Genomic DNA, 20,874 nt, shown 5'->3' with positions numbered 1-20,874 from the left:
TTTCTCTTACGGTTTTCATTGCGTCTCCAGTTCGCCGAGCAGGGCATCGATGGCGCTCGCCGCGTCGCGTGCGCCGCCTTGCGCATCGCGTCGAGCGAGCGCTTCGTCGATCGCCGTGGCGCAGCGCGCGAGCGTGCGTTCGTCGAATAGCGTGCGCAGCGGCAACGTGAGCGACCAGCGCAGATTGGCCTGCGCGTTCGCTTGCGTCGCGAGCAGCGAGTGGCCGCCCAGCGCGAAGAAGTCGTCGTCGCGGCCGATGGCGTCGAGATGCAGCACGCGCTGCCAGATCGCGGCCAGTTCGCGTTCGGTCTGCGTGTGCGGCGCTTCGAGCGCGCGTTGCGTGCGCGCCGGCGCGGGCAGCGCATTGCGGTCGCACTTGCCGTTCGGCGTGACCGGCAACGCGTCGAGCGCGATCACATGCGCGGGCACCATGTAGGCAGGAAGCTGCGAGCGCAACGATGCGAGCACGGCGGCTTGATCGAAAGAAGCGGACGCCGCGCACGCGACGTAGCCGATCAACTGCTCGTCGCGCACGATCACGACCGCATCGCGCACGTCTGGCTCGGCGCGCAGCAGCGCCTCGATCTCGCCCGGCTCGATGCGCTGTCCGCGCAGCTTCACCTGTGTGTCGATACGGCCGAGATAGTCGAGCGCGCCGTCGTCGCGGCGACGCGCGAGATCGCCCGTGCGATACAGCCGCGCGCCCGCGACGAACGGATCGGGCACGAAGCGCTCGGCGCTCAGCGATGCGCGCCCGAGATAGCCGCGCGCGAGGCCCGCCCCGCCCAGATACAGTTCGCCGATGCCGCCCTCGGGCACCGGATGCAGCGCCGCGTCGAGCACGTGCAGTTGCAGATTCGCGATCGGATGACCGATCGGCACCGACGACGATTCGATATCGCCCGCGCCGCAGGTCCAATGCGAGACATCGATGGCGGCTTCGGTCGGGCCATAGAGGTTGAAGAGCCGCGCGTTCGGCAACAACCGCGCGACGCGCGCGACGAGTTCGGGCGCGAGCGCTTCACCGCTCGCGACGATCCGCTCGATGCTTGCACAGCGATGCGCGTCGCCGAACTCGTCGATATGCGCGACGAACGCGGCGAGCATCGACGGCACGAAATGCAGCGTGCTCACGCGATGACCTTCGATGGCCGCGACGAGCCGCGCCGGATCGCGATGATCGCCGGGCGCCGCGATGGCGAGTGTCGCGCCGGTCGCGAGCGGCCACACGAATTCCCATACGGATACGTCGAAGCCGAAGGGCGTCTTGTGCAATACGACGTCGTCGCGCGTCAGGCGATATGCGTCCTGCATCCATGCGATCCGGTTCGCCAGCGCGCCATGCGTGTTGCCCGCGCCTTTCGGCTTGCCTGTCGAGCCGGATGTGTAGATCAGATACGCGAGTTGCGCGTCGGAGACTTCGATGGGCGCGGCGTGCGTCGCGTCGGCCTGCATGAGCGTGCGGATATCGAAGACGCGCGCAGCCGAAGCGGCCGATTTCACACGTCCATGCAAATGCGCCTGCGTCAGCACGACAGCCGGTTTTGCATCGTCGAGCAAGTAGGCGATGCGATCCGCCGGATAATCCGGATCGATCGGCAGATACGCCGCGCCTGCCTTCAGCACGCCGAACAGCGCGACGACCATGTCGAACGAACGCTCCACGCACAAGGCGACCACCGTGTCCTGCGCGACGCCCGCACCGGCGAGCGCGGCAGCGACGCGATCCGCGCGCTCGTTCAGTTCGGCATACGTCATGCGTTCCACCGCGCCGTTGTCCGCGGTCATTTCGAGCGCGACGGCGTCCGGCGCGGACTTCGCCATCCGTTCGAATTGCCGCTGCAGCGGCAGGCTTTCGACATCGCTCCATGCGCGCGCCGTCGCATTGAAACGAACGACATCGGCGGCGAGGGAAATCGCGCCCAGCGGCGCATCGGCGTTCGCGGCGAATGCATCGAGACATGCGGACAGCGTGCGATGCAGCGCCGCCACGCGCGATTCGTCGAGGCGCGCCGCGTCGTATCCGTAATCGATGACGATCGACTCGCCCGCCTCCACCACGAGCGTCAGCGCGAAGTCCGTCGATTCGATGTTGCGCAGGCCGCGCATCTTCAACGCGCGTTCATCGCGGCCGGCCCATGCTTCATCGACGGGATAGTTTTCGAACACGACGAGCGTGTCGAACAATTCGCCGCCGCCTTGACCCGCCCAACGCTGGATGTCCGCGAGCGGCACATGCGCGTGTTCGTTGGCCGCGGCGTTATCCGCTTGCAGTTCGCGCAACCAGTCAGACGCGGCGCGTTGCGGCAACGGCGCGGCGATCACCGGCAGCGTGTTGATGAAGAGCCCGAGGACGTCGTCGATGTCCGCGAGTGCGTCCGGACGGCCCGCGACCGTCGCACCGAAAGCCACGCTCGTCTGATGCGTCATGCGTTGCAGCACGAGCGCCCACGCGCCTTGCACGAGCGTGTTGAGCGTCACGCGCAGACGGCGCGCGGTATCGGTGAGACGTGCGGTCGTCGCGGCGTCGAACGTTGCGCGCCAGGCGCGATGATCGCCGAGCGTCGGTTCGTTGCTCGCGTCGCGTTGCGCAATGCGCGTCGGTTCGTCCAGCCGCGCGACACGTTCGAGCCAGAACGCCTGATCCGCCTGAATGTCGCGGGCGGCGAGCCATTCGATGAAGTCGCGATAACGCGTCTTCGCATGCGCGGCAAAGGGCTGAGCGCGCGGCGGCTCGATGTAATCGCGCAGCACGTCGGCGAACATGCGCGCGGTACTCCAGCCGTCGAGCAACAGATGATGACGCGTCCACACGATGCGCCATTCGTCGTGCGTGAGGCGGATCAGCGTGACGCGCATCAGCGGCGGCGCTGCGAGATCGAAGCCGCGCGCGCGATCTTCGGCAAGCCACGTTTCGAACGCAGCCGATGCATCGCTGCGTTCGCGCCAGTCGAGCACATCGAACGGCAAGCGCGCCTGGCGATGCACGATCTGCATCGGCGCGGCTTCGTCGGGTGTAAAGCCGGTCCGAAGAATATCGTGACGCGGCACGGCCGCTTCGAACGCCGCGCGCAAGCGCCCGACATCCGGTGCGATCAGCGTCGCCGCAAGCTGATTCACATACGTCGATTGCTCCGGCGCGAACAGCGAGTGGAACAGGATGCCTTGCTGCATCGGCGCCAGCGGATAGATATCGGCGACGCCGCGCAGATCGACGGCGAGGCGTTCGAGCGCCGCTTGCGTCAGGCCGCCGTCGCGCGCGAGCGGGAAATCGCCCGGCGTCGCCCCTGCGCCCTTGTTCGCGATGCGCGCGGCGCACGCGGCAACGATATCGGCGAGCGCGTCTTCGAACCGCTGCACGAGCGCTTCGATCGTCGTTCGTTCGAATTGCGTCGAGCCGTAGACCCAGTGCAATTTGAGCGTGCGTTCCGTGTTGTCGTCGACGTGAGCGTGAATCGCGAGCGCATTGCCGAGCGGGCCCGAAGGATCGCGCTCGCAGCCCGCGCCGCCGAAGCGCGGCGTGAATGCCGCGTCGCGCGAATCGTGCGAATCGTGCGAATCGAACTGGCCGAGATAGTTGAAGGTCACGCGCGGGCGCGGCAAGGCTTCGAGCGATGCGCGCGTCGCCTCTTCGCCGTAATGGCGCAGCACGCCGAAGCCGAGACCCTTGTTCGGCACGCCGCGCAGCATGTCTTTCACAGCCGCGAGCGTTTCGATCGGCGACGCTTCCACCGGCGCCGACACCGGATAGTGACTCGTCAGCCAGCCGAGCGTGCGGCTCGCGTCGATATCGTCGAAGAGCGCTTCCCGGCCATGGCCTTCGAGTTCGATGCGGCATGTCGCGCCGATCGCATGCGCGAGCGCCGCGATCAACACTTCGATCGTCTGCGTGCGATACGCGAGGTTCGCATCCGCGAGCACGGCGCGCGTGAGCATGGCATCGAGCGTCTGTTCGATGACGACGGCATCGGCGTTCGTCGCCTTCGCTTCGGGATGGTCGAGACGCAGGTCATCGCCTGAAGCGAGCGTCGTCGTCCAGTAGTTCGCCTCGCCGGCGAACGGAGCGCGCGGATCGCGTGCGGCCTCGGCAAGGCGCGCGGCCCATTGCGACGCCGTTGTACCGGTGCGCGTCAGACGCGCGATGCCGCGCGTTTGCGCCGCCCGATAGGCGCTCAGCAGGTCGTCGAGCAGGATGCGCCACGAGACGCCATCGACGATCAGATGATGAATCGCCAGATACAGCTTCGTGCGTCCGTTCGGCAGCGACGCGGCCAGCGCGCATGCGAGCGGCCCGCGTGAAATGTCGAGCGCGCGTTGAATCGCATCGAACTGCGCGAGCGCATCGGCTTCATCGTTCGCGGCGAGGGCCGCGAGCGGCAGCGCATCGAAGGCCTTCGGCGCCTGCACGATGCGCCATGCGTTGGTCGCGCCATCGCGCTCGAAGCGCTGGCGGAAGATCGCGTGATGCGTGAGCAATGCATCGAACGCGCGCGCGAAGGCATCGAGATCGAACGATGCATGCGCGTCGAATTCGACCGATTGATTCCAGTGGCCGCGTTGCGGGATATCGAGCGCGAAGAAGCGCAGTTGCGCGGGCGTCAGCGCGGCGGCTTCGTCCGCGTGTTTCGCCGCGGCAACCGGCGCTTTCGCTTCGGCGCTGTCGATCGGCTTCGCGATGAGCGCGAGTTGCGCCACCGTCGCGTTATCGAAGACTTGCTTCGGCGTCGCGCGCAGACCGCGTTTGCGCAAACGCGCGATCACTTGCAGCACCAGAATCGAATCGCCGCCGAGTTCGAAGAAGTTGTCGTCGCGGCCGACGTGTTTCGCCTTCAACACGTCTTTCCACACCGACGCGATCGCTTCTTCGGCTCCGCCGCGCGGCGCATCGCTCGTTGCAGCCGGCTCGACAGGCTTCAGCGCGATGGCGCGCAACGCGCTTCGATCGATCTTGCCGTTGGACGTGACCGGAAGCGTGTCGAGCACGATGATCGTCGCGGGCACCATGTAGTCGGGCAAGCGCGCGGCGAGCGCATCACGCAAGGCGGTCTCGCTTCGCACGGAACCGGTCACGAAGGACGCGAGTTGCAGGCGGTCATCGCGATCGACGGGCAGCGTTTCGGCCTGGGCCACGCCTTCGATCGCGCGCAGCGCCGCGCTGACCTCGCCCGGCTCGACGCGATAGCCGCGAATCTTGACCTGATCGTCGAGGCGGCCGAGGAATGCGAGCCGGCCATCCGCGAGCAGACGCACGCGATCTCCCGTGCGATAGAGCCGCTCGCCCTGCGCGAACGGATGCGGCACGAAGCGCTCCGCCGTCGCCGCGGCACGTCCGAGATACCCGCGCGCGATGCCCGGTCCGCCGAGATGCAATTCGCCGATACCGCCGGGCGGCACACACGCGCCGGATGCATCGAAAACATAGGCGTGGGCATTGGGCAGCGGACGTCCGAGCGGCACACCCTGCGCGCCACGTTCATGAGCGGCGAACGCGGAGGCGTCGCACGCGATCGCGCCCACCGTCGCTTCGGTCGGACCGTAGTGATTGATCACGCGGCACGACGGCTTCAACGCCTTCACGCGGTCGACGAGCGCCCACGGCAACGACTCGCCGCCCGTCACGAGCGCATGCGAAGGCAGGACGTCGGCGGGATCTTGCGCTTCGAGCAGCGCATGCAGATGACTGGGCACGATCTTCAACACGCCGACTTCGCGCGCACGCATTTCGGCGGCGAAGCGGTCCGGATCGAACGCGCATCGAGCGGGCAAGAGATGCAGCGTGCGGCCCGAGCACAGCGCGCCGAAGAGCGTCGTGTGACCGAGATCGGCGGCGACGGTCGAGACCATCGCCATCGATGCGCCGGGCGCGAACGCGAGTTCGTCGAGCATGCCTTGCACGTAATCGGCGAGCGCGCGATGCGACACCGCGACGCCTTTCGGCGTGCCTGTCGAACCGGATGTGAAGATCACGTAAGCGGTTTGCGCCGGTGCGGGCCGTACGCGCTGCACAGCGGCATTCGCGAGCGATGCATCGTGCGCGAGGGTGTCGGCATCGAGCAATCGCGCATGGCCGAGCGCGCGCGGCGCGTTGTCGTCCTTCGTCGCGATGAGCGCGAGGCGCGCGCCGCATGCTTCGATCGCGGCGTCGAGCCTCGTTTGCGGCATCGACGGATCGAGCGGCACCGCATACGCGCCCGACTTCATCGCGCCGATCAACGCCACGACGAAGCGCACCGAACGTTCGATGCACACCGCCACCGCCGCTTCCGCCCGCGCGCGGTTGTGACGCAACGCGAGCGCGACGCGGTTCGATGCATCGTCGAGTTCGGCGTAGCTGATTTGCGTATGCGCGTCCGCAAGCGCGATGGCATGCGGCGTCGCGCCTGCATGTTGCGCGATCAGCGAGAGTACGTCGTCGGCGTCGAAAGCGAGCACGCGGCCTTGCTGCGATGCGCGTTGCGTCGTGCAATCGAGCGCCGCGATCGAACGCGAGGGATCGCGCACCGCATCCGCGACGAGCGTCGCGAAGCTCGCGAGCCATGCGTGCGCGGTGCCGTCGTCGATGCAATCGCGCGCGTGGGCCGCAACGAGTTCGATGCCGCGCGCATCGTCGGTGAAATCGAGCGCGAAATCGAAGCGCGCCGCGAGATCGGGGCCGGGCGTCGCGATCGCGGATGCATCCGGCAACGTGGCCGTAAGCTCCGCATCGAACTGTTGCGCCAGCTTCACGCGCAACCATTCGTCGCCGCGCGCGACGGGCGGCTTCACCGCATCGAGCACGCGATCGAACGGCACGTCCTGATGCGCGAACGCATCGAGCGCGTGCGTGCGCGTCGCGTCGAGCAACTCGGAGAACGTCTGACGGGCATCGACGCGCGCCCGCAAGGCCAGCGTGTTCAGGCACAGGCCGATGAGCGCGGCGGTCTCGGGGCGCTGCCGATGCGCGACCGGCGTCGCGACAACGAAATCGTTTGCGCCGGTGAGCCGATGAAGCCATGCATCGAACGCGCTCAGCAGCACGACGAACGGCGATGCGTGCCTGTCGCGTGCGAGTTCCCGCAACGCATTCGACGTATCGACGGACAGACGCAACGACACGCGTCCGCCACGATGATCGCGTTCGGCGGGACGCGCGCGGTCATAGGGAAGCGCGAGCGGACCGGGCGCTGCATCGAGCGCCTTGCGCCAATATCCGAGCTGACGTTCGCCCTCTTCACCCGCGACGAGTTCGCGCTGCCATTGCGCATAGTCCGCATATTGAATCGGCAGCGGAGCCAGCGAGGGCGACTTTCCTCGCGCATAGGCGCTGTACGCATGAGCGAGCTCGTCGAAGACGACGCGCGAGCTGTAGCCATCGGTGATCGCGTGATGAGCGGTCAACAGCAGACGATGCGATGCATCGCCCGACGATACGAGCGTCGCGCGCAACAGCGGACCGTTCGACAGATCGAATGCTTCGCTCGCATGCCGTTGCTCCAGCGCGTCGGAATTCGCGCTCACACGCTGAATCGTCACCGGCAGGGCTGCGTGAATGCGCTGCATCACGATGCCGTCTTCGTTCTCGACGAGCGTCGTGCGCCATGCCTCGTGCCGCTCGATCACATGGTCGAGCGCACACTGCAACGCGTCCGCATCGAGTTTGCCGCTGATATCCCAATGGCCCGCGATGTGATACGCCGAACCGGCGTCGCGCGTCTGCGCCAGCACCCAGAAGCGTTGCTGCGCGAACGATGCGGGCCGGTCGATATGACGCGCGTTCGTCGATGCCGCGCCTTTGACGATGATCGGACCGCCCTTCTCCTTGTCGCTCGCATCGAGCGTAGCGGCCAGCGCTTGCAGCGACGGATCGGCGAAGATCGCATCGAGACGCAGATTCACGCAGCAGTCGATGCGAATCGCCGCTTGCAATTGCATCGCCGCGAGCGAATCGCCGCCGCGCACGAAGAAGCGATCGGCGCGTCCGACAGGCGCGGCATCGTCGAGAATCCGTTGCCAGATTTGCGCGAGGCGTCGCTCGGTATCGGTCGACGGTTCGATGTATTCCGCGCCGTATGGCGTCGCGGATGCCGAAGCGACTTGCGCCTTGAGCGCATCGCGGTCGAGCTTGCCGTTCAAGGTATAAGGCAGGCGCTCGAGCCGCACATGGCGATGCGGTTGCCACGCTGCGGGCAAGTGCTCCGCGAGATACGTCTTCAGCGCGGCATCGCTTGCAGCATCGTGGGCGAACACGAGACAGGCGGTTAGTTGCGTGCGGCCATTGCTCGAATGGGCGAGCACGGCCGCATCGCGAACCGATGGATGCGCACGCAGACACGCGGCGATTTCCGCGGGCTCGACGCGCACGCCGCGAATCTGCACCTGATCGTCGATGCGGCCGAGATAGTCGTAAGCGCCGTCGGCACGTTCGCGCGCGAGATCGCCCGTGCGATAGATGCGCGCGCCCGGCTCGCCCGATGCATCCGGCACGAAACGCTCGGCGGTCAGCGCCGCGCGCCCGTGATAGCCGCGCGCGATGCAAGCGCCGCCGAGCAGCAACTCGCCGTCGTCGATGCGCGCGACACGCGGACCGATCACGCGTCCGATCGGCAGCGACGCATACGCATCGGCATCGCCCAGCTCGGGCGTGACGTGCGGCTCGACCGGCCACAGCATCGGCGAGATGACCGCTTCGGTCGGTCCGTATCCGTTGATGAGACGCTGCACCGGGAACACGCGGCGCACGCGCGCGAACGCTTCACGCGACAGCGCCTCGCCGCCGAACGCGAGCACGCGCAACGAGGGGGGCACGCCCTTGCGTTCGGCCACGGACGCGAACTCGCGCAGATATGCAGGCGGAAACGCCGCGACGTTCACGCCTTCGCGTTCGATCAGCGCATGAGCGGCTTCGGGCGCGAACGGCGGCGGCGCGGTGATGACGACGCGCGCGCCCGCCGCGAGCGGCGCGAGCCAGCATTCGTGCGCCGCATCGAAATTGACCGACGCGAAGTGCAGCAGGCCATCGCCCTCGCCGATGCCGAGCGCGGCCACGAGCGCATCGCAATGCGCGGCGAGCGGACCATGCTCGACGACGACGGCCTTGGGCGTGCCCGTCGATCCCGACGTGTAGATCATGTACGCGGCCGCGCGCGGATGCACGAGCGCGGCTTCATCGAACGCGGGTGCATCGGCGATGTCCTGCTGGACGTCGAAGCATCGGGCGAAACGCGCACGCATCGCGGTGTCGGCGCTCGCATCGACGATGCCGTGCGCGAGGCTCGCATCCTTCGCGATCCAGTCGAGGCGGGCGGCGGGATGATGCGGATCGAGCGGCACGAACACGCCGCCCGCCTTCAGCACGGCGAGCAACGCGACGAACAATTCGCACGAACGCTCGACACGCACGCCGACGCGCACTTCCGCGCCCACGCCCGATGCGCGCAGACGCGCGGCGAGCCGCGACGCACGTACATCGAGTTCGCCGCGTGTGAGACGCGCACCGGCATGTGCATTGAATGCGAGCGCGGGCGCGTCGGGTTGAAGGCGCGCAAGAGCCTTGATACGAAGATGCAGCGCGGTCGGGAAACTCGTCATCGGCATGAATTCCTTCGGGTTCTGGCCGCATCGGAAAAAGCTGCGGCACGAACGGAGGGCCGCTGGAAATGCGGCTTCACTCGGGATGACGATTCGCGCGAAAAAATTTTTACCGCATTTCGTGCGCTCGATGCGCGCTAAAGATTCGCCGCGCTGAAACGTCTCTATGTAGAGGCGCGTTCAGCGCCGCTTTCCGGACTTCATGACGCCTTGCCTATGACTGCCATCAACGAGCCTTTAGATTCCTCCGCCACGCACAAGCCCGCGGCACGTTTGATCCTCGCGCTGCTCAGGCGCTCACGCGGCGCATTCGCGGTCGCGCTCGTCGCATGCGTGATGAACGGCATCGCGAGCGTGATGCTCGTCGCCACACTCGATCGCGCGTTATCGACGCCATCGTCCGCCGATGTCGCGCTCGCCTGGCGCTTCGCGGCGTGCGCGGTGATCGCGCTCTTCACGCGCGTGATCTCGGGCGTGCTCTTCGCGCGTCTCTCGCAGGACACGATGGCGCAACTGCGCGAACACGTCGCGCGTCGCGTCGCGGCGGCCGAGTTGCGCGATGTCGAGCGCATCGGCGCGGCGCCCGTGCAGTCCGTGCTGACCGACGACGCCACCAACGTGTCGATGCTCTTCTTCGCGCTGCCGAACATCGTGATGCACGGTTCGATCGTGTTCGGCTGCCTCGGTTATCTCGCGTGGCTCTCGTGGCCGGTGTGCCTGCTCGCGCTCGCCGCCATCGTCACGGGATCGCTCGGCTATCACCTCGGCGACAGACGCGCGATCGCATCGCTCGAAGCGGCGGGGCAATCGCAGGACAAGCTGTTCGGCTATCTCGGCGCGCTGTTCGCGGGCGCGAAGGAACTGAAGCTGCATCGCGCGCGCGCGCAACAGTTCGTCGACGGACAACTGGGCGCGGCGATCGGCGAAGTGCGCGATCATCGCCGGCGTGCGTTCAGCGCGTATGCGGTCGGCGTGGGCTGGATCATCTTCCTGTTCTATGGGTTTCTCGGTGCGGCGGCGTTCTGGCCGTCGCTCGGCGTGCGCGCGGATGCGGGCGCGAGCGCGGGCTATGTCGTCGTGTTTCTTTTCATGCTCGTGCCGCTCGACGGCCTGCTCAACAACATTCCCACGTTGAACGCGGCGCGCGTTTCGCTTGCGCGCATCGAGAAGGTGATGGCGGAGTTCGGCAGTCTGCGCGTGTCTTCGCCGGCGGCTTCATCGACGCACGATGCGGGCTTTCGCACGCTCACGATGCGCGACGTCACGCACTCGTACTTCCATGAGCGCGACGAGCGCGTGTTCCGCATCGGTCCCGTCGATCTGACGTTCAGGCCGGGCGAGCTCGTGTTCATCGTCGGCGGAAACGGCAGCGGCAAGACGACGCTCGCGAAGGTCCTGACCGGGCTTTACGAGCCCGAGTCGGGCGTGATCGAAGTCGATGGCAAGGCGGTCGGCGTGGAGGATCGCGCGGCGTATCGCGAGCGCTTCACGGCGGTGTTCAACGACTTCCATCTCTTCGATGCGCTGCTCGGCATCGTCGATCCGAACGATGCATCGCGCGCCGCCGCCGATGCGCGCGCGAACGCGCTCGTCGCGAAGCTGTCGCTGGATCACAAGGTCAAGGTCGTCGACGGCGCCTTCTCCACGCGCTCGCTTTCCACCGGACAGCGCAAGCGGCTCGCGCTGGTGGTCGCGTATCTTGAGGACCGGCCGCTCTATCTCTTCGACGAATGGGCCGCGGATCAGGACCCGGCCTTCAAGGCGGTGTTCTACGAGCAGTTGTTGCCTGAGTTGCGCGCGCGTGGCAAGACGGTGATTGTCGTGACCCACGATGACCGCTATTTTTCGATCGCGGATCGGGTCCTCAAGCTGGAGAACGGGATGGTGGTGAACGAGACACGCGGCGGCATGAGGCCCGCGATGGCGGATGCGCAGGCGAACGGGACGTTGGGGTGAAAGAGGAACGGGGCGCCACGCCCCGTTTTTCGTCACTGCTTGGGCAACGCCAGCAGCTTCTCCGTAATCATGTCGCCGAGCCGCAACGCCGACATCGGCCCGCCGAATCCCCAGATATTCGGCTCGACGAGCGTCACGCGCTTCGCCTTCTTCGCCGGCACGAAGCGCCATACGGGCGAAGCGAGCGTCGCATCGACGGACGCATCGGTGTTCGACGTCGTCACGAACAGCACCGCCACATCGGGCCGCTTCAGGAAGTCCGCCGACGTCAGATACACCGTGCCCTCGCGCGTCGGCTTTTCCGGCCACAGGCGAACGCCGAGCGCGCGCGCCACGCCCGCCGCCGTGCTGTTGCCGGTATAGGCCCAGTAACGATCCGGCAAGCCGAGATCCTGCAAAAGTGCGAAGCGCGCGCCCGACAAACCGGCCGCCTTCAGACGCGCCGCATCGCGGGCGAGACCCGCATCGAGCTTCGCATCGGCGGCGCGCGCCTGCGCTTCGCGCCCCGTCATGCACGCGATCGTGTGAAAGATGCTGCGCGTCCATTCGAGCTGCGTGCGCGCGCCATCGGCGTTGCCGCTTTCGACATCGGGACTGAACTGAAACAGCACCGTCGGCGCGATCCTGTCCAGCGCGGCGAAAATCGGCGCATGCCGATAACCCACGCCGATGATCAGATCCGGCCGCGTCGATGCGATCGCCTCCAGGCTCGGCTCCTGCCGCGTGCCGACGGTCGGCACGCCCTTGAAGCGCGCGCTGTCGTAACCGATCCAGCCGTCGTAATACTGCGGATCGACGACGCCGACGGGTGTCATGTCGAGCGCCGCCACGTCCTCCGCGAACATGAATTCGAGCACGACGATGCGCACAGGATGCGCGGGCATCGTCTTGCTGAACTGCGAGACCGTCGGATTGCCGGCGAGCGGCGCGCATGCGTTGCTGTCTTCGGCAAGCGCGTGACGGACCGCCAGCGCGATGCACAGACACGCCGCAAGCGAAACCGCGCGCTTCAGCGGATGGCGTTCTGCAACGCGAGCTCTTCGTCGCGCATCGTCAAAAGCAGCGGGCAGCTTGCGCACAGTTGCGTCTCTCCTGGAATCTCATAGCGCACGCAGCACACGCGGCGCGCGCGGAACGGGTTGGGCAAGAGCGGCGAACGCGGCGTCGCGTCGCGTATCGGCGTGCGCAGCGGGTTCGCATCGGATGAGCGGAAGAGCCATCGCGCGTCGCTGTCGGCATCGGCCATAATCGTCGGGCAATTGGCGAGCAAATAATCGAGCAGGTTGCCCGCGTTGCTCCACAACACGCGCGGCGCGATCTTCGTCATGCCCGCGATCATGCCGATCACGCTGTCGAGATGCGCGACGAGGCTCGCATAGCGAATCGCGGGATCGGCGTCGGACGCCTGCAATGCATCGGCATCGAAATGAAGGGCGGCGGGCATGCCTTGCTGCAGCACGAGATACGTGCGCCCGGGCGACATGTCGAGCGCACGCCCGAGCAGGCGCGCCGCCGCCACGCCCGCCGGCACCGCGAGCCCGAAGTAGTACTTGCTCCATTGCGAGAGCAGCGCGCGCGCGTGCAGACCGGCGTCGCCGCCGTAGAGCGCGATCATCGCGGCGAGCAACGCATCGCGATGAGCGGCGAGCGATGTCAAAGGGATTCGCACGCCGTCATCGTCCGGCCTGCCGAGCCACACGTTCTGCAGATACGGCGCAAGCTCGGGCGGCGCGAATTCGGCGAAGCTGCGCGCATGAAGCGTCATCGCGCGCGCCCTCGTCCCTGGTCGCGCCGCGTCTCGATGACGAGCAGCGCCAGCATGTACGGCGCGCCGATCAACGCGGTCAGCACGCCCGCCGGAATCTCGCGCGGCGCGAGCACGGTGCGCGCGGCGAGATCGGCGGCGGCCAGCACCAGCGCGCCCAGCGACGCGGCGAGCCAGAGCCGCGTGCCGTGCGGGCGCGCGCCGAGCATCGTCGCGAGATGCGGCGCCATCAGGCCGATGAAGCCGACCGGCCCCACGGCCGCCACCGCCGCGCACGCGGCCAGCGTCGCCACGGTCAGCACGAGCGGACGCAAGAGCGCGATCGGCAGACCGAGCGCGGACGCCTGCTCGTCGCCGAGCGCGAGCAGATCGAGCGGGCGCGCGAGCAGCGCCAGCACCGGCAGCGCGAGCGCGCACCACGGCAGGATCGTCGCGACTTCGCCCCAGCTTCGCCCATACGTGCCGCCGACGAGCCACACGACGAAGCGCGCCGGCTGCACGCTCTGCTGCGTGATGAGCCATTGCGCGAGCGTCGTGCACAGCGTGCCGATGACGATGCCCGTCAGCGCGACCGCGAGCGGCGCGTACCGATGCCGCCGGTTGAAAAGCAGCGTGACGACGAGCGTCGCGCCGCCGCCGATCAACGCGGCCGCGGCGAGAAAGAGATGCCCGGCGAGCGGCCAGATCATCAGCGCGGCGAGCGTCGCGAGTCCCGCGCCCTGCGTCACGCCGAGCACTTCCGGTCCCGCGAGCGGATTGCGCACGATGCTCTGCATCAGCACGCCGCTCGCCCCGAGCAACGCGCCCGCCAGCAGCGCGCAGAGCAATCGCGGCACGCGCAGTTCGAGCAGCATGCGGGCGACGTCGTCGCGATGCGTGAGCGCGTCGATCCAGCGCGCGGGACCGAGCATCGTCGTGCCGACGGACGCGCCGATCACGAGCACCGCGCATCCGGCCGCGAGCAGCAACGCGGCCAGCGCGGGCCACGGCAACGCCGCTAACGTCCGCACCGCGCGCATGCCCCGATTCGCCGACGCGCGCGCCTCGCCCGCGTGCAGCGCGCCAGACCACGCCGCGCCGCTGCGGATCATCGCGAGCATCAGCGGCGTGCCGACGAAGGCGATCGCGACGCCCGTCGACAAGGTCGAATCGAGATCGAGGGCGAGCACGGCGCTGTCGGTGGCGAGCACGAGCGCGCCGCCCGCCAGCGCGGAGAGCGGCACGAGCGCCGCCAGCTTCGACGCTTTCGCGCCGCGCATCTGTCGCAGCAGGTTCGGCGCGATCAGCCCGACATACGACAGCGGACCGGCAATCGCCACCGCGACGCTCGCGAAGCCGACCGCGACGGTCATCGCGAAGAGGCGCGTCGCATCGACGTTCACGCCGGCGGACGCGGCGGCATCGTCGCCGAGCGCGAGCGGATCGAGCGGACGCATCACGAACGGCAACGCGAGCAGCGGCAGCACAAGCCAGCGAAGCGCCGACATCAGTCCCGACGCGCCAGGCTGATACAGACTGCCGCTCGCCCACAGCGACGCGCCGACGACCGTCTGCTCGAAGAACGCGAGCAACAGCGTCGAGACCGCGGAAAAGAGCAGCATGCAGACGCTGCCCGCGAGCACGAGGCGCAAGGGCGTCGCGCGCCAGCCGCCCGCCGCGGCCGCGACGCAGCCCGCCGCCGCGAGTCCGCAGACGAACAGCAAAGGCACCGACGCCGCGCCGACGAGCTCCGGCGCGATCATCGCCGCGAGCAGGCCGAGTTGCGCGCCGCCGGTGATGCCGAGCAGATCGGGCGCGGCGAGCGGATTGCGCGTCAACGCCTGAAACAGCGTGCCCGCGACCGCGAGACAGCCGCCCGCGACGAGCGCCGCCGCCACGCGCGGCACGCCCAGATCGAAGAGAAAGAGATGCGCGAGTTGCGCGGCATCGGTGCCCGGCGGCGCATCGAGCCACGCGCGCATCTCAGGGTAGAGGCGCAGCGCAGCGAGCGCGAGAATCAGCGCGAGCAACGCGACCGCGATCGCGCCGACGCGGCTCGGCGCGGCCACGCGATGTCGCGATGCCTTCGATGTGGCGAGCGTCGTCATGTCCTGCCGCGTCCCGCGATCAGATCGATGACGAGGAGCACGCGCGCCCAGAAGGAATGGGCGCGATGCAAGCGGCGGCGGGTTGCGAGCGTCGTCATGCGGCGATATTCCTTTCCTCGACACTTTCGTACGCGGGCACGCACATCGGCGCGCCCGTCTGCGGATGCGTGACGCGCAACATGCGCACGCCGAAGGTCTCCTGCAAATGCCGCGGATCGATCATCGCCTCGGGCGAGCCTTGCGCGACGATGCGCCCCGCGCGCATCAGCACGATCTCATCGGAGAACGCCGCCGCCTGGTTCAGGTCGTGCAGCACCCAGACGATGGTGAGCCCGCGCTCACGATTGAGCCGCCGCAGCTCTTGCAGGATGTCGAGTTGATGATGGATGTCGAGATAGGTCGTCGGCTCGTCGAGCAGAACGATGGGCGCTTCCTGCGCGAGCGCCATCGCGATCCACGCGCGCTGACGCTCGCCGCCCGAGAGCGCGGCGACATCGCGCGCGGCGTCGTCGATGAGGCCGCTGGCGCGCAGCGCCGCATCGATCGCCGCGTGGTCCGCGCGCCCGAGCGTCGACAAGCCGCGCAGCCAGCCGCCGTGCGCGTAGCGCCCGTACGCGACCAGTTCGCGCACCGTGAGCCCGGCCGGAATCTGGTTGAACTGCGCGAGCATCGTCAGCGTGCGGGCGAGCGCGCGGCGGCGCATCGAAGCGAGCGGCTTGCCGTTTACCTCCACCGCGCCCGCGCGCGCGGGCTGCAAGCCGGCGAGCGTGCGCAGGAGCGTGCTCTTGCCGCAGCCGTTCGGCCCGCACAACGCGGTGACGCGCCCCGCGGCGATGTCGATATCGAGATTCTCCAGCACGACGTCGTCGCGATAACCGACCGTCAGGGAGCGCGCACGCAGCGCCGTGGGCACGGTCATCGCGCCTCGCGGCAACTCTGCGCCATCGCGACGACGACGCGGCGCGGCCCTTCGAACGGATCGCGCGCATGCGCGGTCAACATGTTGTCGAGCATCAGCACATCGCCCGTGAGCCACGGGAACACGATGCGCTGCTCGTCCAGCACCGCGCGGATCTCGGCGAGCGCATCGGCTTCGAGCGGCGCGCCGTCGCCGTAAAAGACATTGCGCGGCACGTTCTCCAGGCCGACGGCATCGACGAGCGCTTCCTGCATGTCTTCGTCGAGCGTCGAAAGATGGAAGAGATTCGCCTGGTTGAACCAGACGCAATCGCCGGTGCGCGGATGGCGCGCGACCGCCTGACAACGCTCCTCCGTGCGCAGGAGCAGCTCGCCGTCGTCGCTGTCGCGCCACGCGCATGCAATGCCGCGCGCCGCGCAGATGCGCTCGACCTCGCGCGGATCGTCGGTGCCGAACGCGTTCTGCCACGGCAGATCGAGCCCTTGCCCGAAGTTGCGCACGTAGAGCAGTTCGCGCCGCGCGAATCGCTCGACGAGCGCCGGATCGAGCGCGCGATACACCGCGCGGCTGTCGGCGATGGGCGTCGCGCCGCCCGAGCGCGCCGCGAGCGCGCAGTGGAACCAGATGCGCATCGGCCATTCGCGCGTGTACGACTGTTCGTTGTGCAGCGGAATCGAGCGATGCGGCGGATATTCCGTCGACGTGTACACCGCGCCCTCGACCTGGCTGCGCGGCGTCGAGGCGAATTCGTAGCCGATCAGCGGATCGCCGAACGACGCGGCGAAGCGCTGGAACGCCTCGATCGACTCGACGCGAAAGCCGGTGAAGCGCACGCCGCCCGCGCGCTCGAGCGAATCGGCGACGATCGCGTGCAGGAGCGGCGCGGCGTCGGCGAGCGTCATGTCGGCGCCCGCGCGCGGCGACACGACGACCGGCAGGCCCGGCTCGATGCGCAGATCGGCGAGCGCCGGCGCGGTCACGGATAGTTCGGTCATGCGATGTCCTCTAGCCCCTGTTTCATGCTCGATCGTTTGCCTGAAGACGCGCGAATCAGTTGAGACGCGACTTCGCCTGTGCCGCGAGCGCGTCCATGTGCCGGCGCAGGCTCGCGGGACGCATGTCGGTCCAGGCGTTCTCGATGTACGCGAGGCAATCGGCCTTCGCGCCGCGCATGCCGGCTTCGCGCCAGCCCGCGGGTACGTCGCGGAAGGTCGGCCAGATCGAGTACTGCTCTTCGTCGTTGATGACGACCGTGTAGACGAGATCGTCCGTTGCGGGGTTTTGCTGTTGCGTCATGGTGATGTCTCTGTCGGATTCGGAGCGGGCCTTCATCGAATAGACGTCTGGCGCGCGCGCTTTTTTACCGCCGCCGCGCCCGCCCGCCGACGAACGCTGGACACGCGACATTGCGCTCGCACGCGTCGAGGCAGTCGGCGCAATGCTGCTGGGCATCGCGCACCATGAAATGCACGAGCGTCTGCGAGACATTCAGCGCGCGCGCCGCGCTCTGCAGCGTCTCCTCGCGCAGCCGCACCATCTCGAACGCGGCGCGGTTGCGCTCGGGCAACTGCGCGAGCGCATCGCAGACGCGGCGCAGCGTGTCGCGCGCCTGCGCGCGCGCTTCGGGCGTGAGTTCCTGCGAGGGCACGTCGAAGCCGTCCTCCTCGTCCGCGCGATAGACGTTTTCGAGGCTTTGCCGCCTGCACGCGTCGATCGACGCATTGCGCACCATGCGCGCGATGTAGCCCATCGGCTGACGAACGTCCTGTTGCGGCAGATCGATGAGATGAACGAAGACGTCATGCACCACGTCCTCTGCGCGGCTCGCGCAACCGACGACGCCGCGCGCCATGTTCACGAGCATCTGCCGGTTGGCGATGGCGAGATCGAGCAGGCTCGGCTCGGCGGGTTTGCGTTCCGGCAACTCCGGCGCGATATCCGCGCGCGCGACCGGTTCGAGCCGAGGCCAGAACGCATCGAGAGACAGATTCGAAGGCGGCGGCGAGGTCGAAGGACGTTTCGACGATGCCGGCTGAACAGACAGGTAAGCCATAAATCGTGCTCCACTTTCGTAGGACTCGGAAAGCTAACGTAAACGCGAATCATTCTCAACTTAGTCCTTTTGTGTTAGCAGGATGTAAGTTCATGCCCGATTCAGGCGCATTCCCTTTAGGGAAGCGGGAGCCCGAGAGGTAGACAAAATGTCAAGAACACCCGCCGAATGAATATTTTTAATCGCGAGTGATATGCCGATTGCACGCCAGGGAGCGTTTTCCTCAAGCGCCGACGTCGCTAAAGTTTCAGTCCGGTCGACCGTTAATCCGAGGTGTAGTCCGGCCTTCCCGAGCAGGGTTCAGCCATTGCCGGACCGCCGCGGGAATCCGACATGGACCAACAAACTGAGGTGTTCACCCTGCCGCGCGGGCGCGCGGCTACGTGGTTGCTGCACGCGGGAGCCGACATTCCCCGCGCGATCCGCGTCGCCCTCGTCGGCAGCCTGTTCGGCACGCTGCCGATCTTCGCCGGCGGCGTGCTGAACACGGTCGCCGTCGCGTGGGTGCTGGACCGGCGGCATCCCACCAACGCGTTCCATGTCTGGCTCGCACTCGAAATCGCCGTGTGTCTCGCGCGCCTCGTCGTGCTCGTGGTCGCGCGGCGACGCGCACGCGAGCGTCGATCCACGCCGACCGACACCTACGTGCTGCTCGCGCCGCTCTGGGGCGCGACGGTCGGCTACGGCGCGCTGGTTTCGGTGCTATCGGGCGACTGGATCGCCGCGACGCTCTCGTTTTTATCGGCGGCCGCGATGGTCGGCGGCATCTGCTTCCGCAATTTCGGCGCACCGCGTCTCGTCGCCGTGATGATCTTTCTGTCGCTCGGGCCGTGCTGCATCGGCGCGGTCCTCGCGGGCGAACCGACGCTCTGGCTCACGCTTCTGCAGATCCCCTTTTATCTCTTCGCGATGAGCGCCGCCGCGTGGCGCCTGAACGGCATGCTCGTCTCGACGATGAAAGCCGAGCAGGAAAACGACCGCCGCGCGCGCCACGACGAGCTGACCGGACTGCTCAACCGCGCGGGCTTGTTCCAGGCGGTGCGTTCGCGCGCACCGGCGCAGGCGCGCGACCGCATGCCCACGGCGTTGCTCTATCTCGATCTCGACGGATTCAAGGCAGTCAACGACGCGCACGGCCACGAAGTCGGCGACACGCTGCTCGCGCTGGTCGCGCGGCGGCTGCGGCATCTGTCGGGCGAAGGATCGCTGGTCGCGCGGCTGGGCGGCGACGAGTTCGTGATCGTCACGCCGCCGCAGGCCGATCCGCTCGCGCTCGCCGACGTGATCGTGCGCGAGTTGTCGAAGCCGTTCCTCACCGATGCCGGCGTGGTGCTCGACATCGGCGCGAGCATCGGCGTCGCGCGATTCGACCATCATCACGACGAACTCGACGGCGTTCTGCGCGATGCCGACAACGCGCTCTACGAAGCCAAGCGCGCGGGCAAGAGCCGCTGGGTGTCGGCGGGCGCGAGCGAAGCGATCGGGCTCGTCGCCTGAATCGTCAGCCGCTCAGCGCGTCGCTCAGGCTCTCCGCCTCCTTGGCGAAGCGTCGGCGTTCTTCGCCGTGCAAACGGTCGTCGCCGGGCAGATCGACGGTGAGCGGGTCCATCGCGACATCGTCGACGTGCACTTCGTAGTGCAGATGCGGTCCCGTCGCCCAGCCGGTTTTGCCGACATAGCCGATCACCTGCCCGCGCCTCACCGAGTCGCCGTTGCGGAGGCCCATCGCGAAGCGCGACAGATGCGCGTACACCGTCGAATACGGCGGCGGATTCTCCAGCATGATCACCTTGCCGTAGCCTATCTGCCTGCCGACGAAGCTCACCGTGCCTTGCGCGGTCGCACGTACCGGCGTGCCGGTCGGCGCGGCGAGATCGACGCCGTCGTGACTTTGCCAGCGATGCGTCACGGGGTCGAGCCTGCGCAGCGAGAAGTCCGACGATACGCGCGTGAACGCGACCGGATAACGCGAGAACCCGGGTTTTGTGCTCTTGCCGTCCTTCGAGTACCAGCGCGTTTCGCCCGCCGGATCGCGATAGAGAAACACGTCGTGCGACGACGCGCCGGTCGTCAGACGCACGGCGAGAGGCTCGTCATGGGCGCTCGCGCCGCCTTGCGGGCGATCGTAGATCACGCTGAGCGTGTCGCCTTTTTTGAGGTCGCGCCGCATGTCGATCGTGCTTCCGAACGCTTCGGTGAGCGTCGCGATCGTGCTCTGGTCGATGCCGAGACTTTGCGCGGCGTCGGAGAACGTCTGATCGACGGTCGCGCTTTCGGTAGTGCGCGCCGGCGCGGGCGGAGGGGCCGGGGGCGTCGATGCGGGCGCAGCCGGCGCGGCGCGTTGCCCGAGCGAAACAGCGGGCGCGTCGTCCTTTTCGACCGAAGGCGCATGCGGACGATGCAGCGCGTTGCAGATCACGACGGTACAGACGGAGCCGATCGCGCATGTAAAAAGCAGTCTGCCTGCCTTGCCGGGCGAGGCGGTAGAGGGAGAAAACGGCATCGGTGAAAGACGGAACGAGCGACG

11 protein-coding genes are annotated in these 20,874 nt (G+C 67.7%); 2 read left to right on the top strand and 9 right to left on the bottom strand.

The window, feature by feature from the left end; all coding sequences use genetic code 11:
* Positions 1 to 15: 15 nt before the first annotated feature.
* On the bottom strand, positions 16 to 9,567 hold the full coding sequence (locus U4Y90_RS32925; protein WP_321801004.1) for a non-ribosomal peptide synthetase: 9,552 nt from the start codon (positions 9,565 to 9,567) through the stop codon (positions 16 to 18).
* Between the two features lie 216 nt (positions 9,568 to 9,783).
* Between U4Y90_RS32925 and U4Y90_RS32920 the strand changes: the two genes are divergently transcribed.
* Positions 9,784 to 11,523, top strand: coding sequence for a cyclic peptide export ABC transporter (locus U4Y90_RS32920; RefSeq protein ID WP_321801003.1), 1,740 nt, complete (start codon positions 9,784 to 9,786; stop codon positions 11,521 to 11,523).
* A 32-nt stretch (positions 11,524 to 11,555) separates the two neighbouring features.
* On the opposite strand, the gene U4Y90_RS32915 is transcribed toward U4Y90_RS32920, so the two are convergent.
* From U4Y90_RS32915 to U4Y90_RS32885, 7 genes are all read right to left on the bottom strand, one after another.
* The gene (locus U4Y90_RS32915; RefSeq protein ID WP_415749436.1) at positions 11,556 to 12,602 is read right to left on the bottom strand and encodes an ABC transporter substrate-binding protein; all 1,047 of its coding nucleotides are present in this window, start codon (positions 12,600 to 12,602) and stop codon (positions 11,556 to 11,558) included.
* Positions 12,533 to 13,288, bottom strand: a complete 756-nt coding sequence (gene fhuF / locus U4Y90_RS32910; RefSeq protein WP_321801002.1) for a siderophore-iron reductase FhuF — start codon at positions 13,286 to 13,288, stop codon at positions 12,533 to 12,535. The genes U4Y90_RS32915 and fhuF overlap by 70 nt, the downstream gene beginning before the upstream one ends.
* Positions 13,285 to 15,375 carry a Fe(3+)-hydroxamate ABC transporter permease FhuB gene (gene fhuB, locus U4Y90_RS32905; RefSeq protein WP_321801001.1) on the bottom strand — a complete coding sequence of 697 codons (2,091 nt, stop codon included), beginning with the start codon at positions 15,373 to 15,375 and terminating at the stop codon, positions 13,285 to 13,287. Before fhuB ends, fhuF begins: the two co-directional genes overlap by 4 nt.
* Before the next feature lie 94 nt (positions 15,376 to 15,469).
* Entirely contained in the window at positions 15,470 to 16,294 is an 825-nt protein-coding gene (locus U4Y90_RS32900; protein WP_321801000.1) for an ABC transporter ATP-binding protein, read from the bottom strand.
* Positions 16,291 to 17,289 (bottom strand): TauD/TfdA family dioxygenase, encoded by a 999-nt coding sequence (locus tag U4Y90_RS32895; RefSeq protein ID WP_321800998.1) that lies wholly within the window; start codon positions 17,287 to 17,289, stop codon positions 16,291 to 16,293. Before U4Y90_RS32895 ends, U4Y90_RS32900 begins: the two co-directional genes overlap by 4 nt.
* A gap of 55 nt (positions 17,290 to 17,344) precedes the next feature.
* Positions 17,345 to 17,590, bottom strand: a complete 246-nt coding sequence (locus tag U4Y90_RS32890) for an MbtH family protein (protein WP_321800996.1) — start codon at positions 17,588 to 17,590, stop codon at positions 17,345 to 17,347.
* A 64-nt stretch (positions 17,591 to 17,654) separates the two neighbouring features.
* Positions 17,655 to 18,347, bottom strand: a complete 693-nt coding sequence (locus tag U4Y90_RS32885) for an RNA polymerase factor sigma-70 (RefSeq protein ID WP_321800994.1) — start codon at positions 18,345 to 18,347, stop codon at positions 17,655 to 17,657.
* 333 nt (positions 18,348 to 18,680) lie between these two features.
* Between U4Y90_RS32885 and U4Y90_RS32880 the strand changes: the two genes are divergently transcribed.
* A complete protein-coding gene (locus U4Y90_RS32880) occupies positions 18,681 to 19,844 on the top strand; it encodes a GGDEF domain-containing protein (protein WP_321800992.1) in 1,164 nt (387 codons plus the stop codon).
* A 4-nt stretch (positions 19,845 to 19,848) separates the two neighbouring features.
* On the opposite strand, the gene U4Y90_RS32875 is transcribed toward U4Y90_RS32880, so the two are convergent.
* Positions 19,849 to 20,850: a peptidoglycan DD-metalloendopeptidase family protein gene (locus U4Y90_RS32875; RefSeq protein ID WP_321800990.1), complete on the bottom strand. Its 1,002-nt coding sequence runs from the start codon at positions 20,848 to 20,850 to the stop codon at positions 19,849 to 19,851.
* Positions 20,851 to 20,874 lie beyond the last annotated feature (24 nt).

This window comes from Caballeronia sp. J97 (genome assembly GCF_905220305.1).
Classification (GTDB): Bacteria; Pseudomonadota; Gammaproteobacteria; order Burkholderiales; family Burkholderiaceae; genus Caballeronia.
Note: the sequence above shows the minus strand (reverse complement) of the source record. Positions and strands in the feature narration are given on the sequence as shown.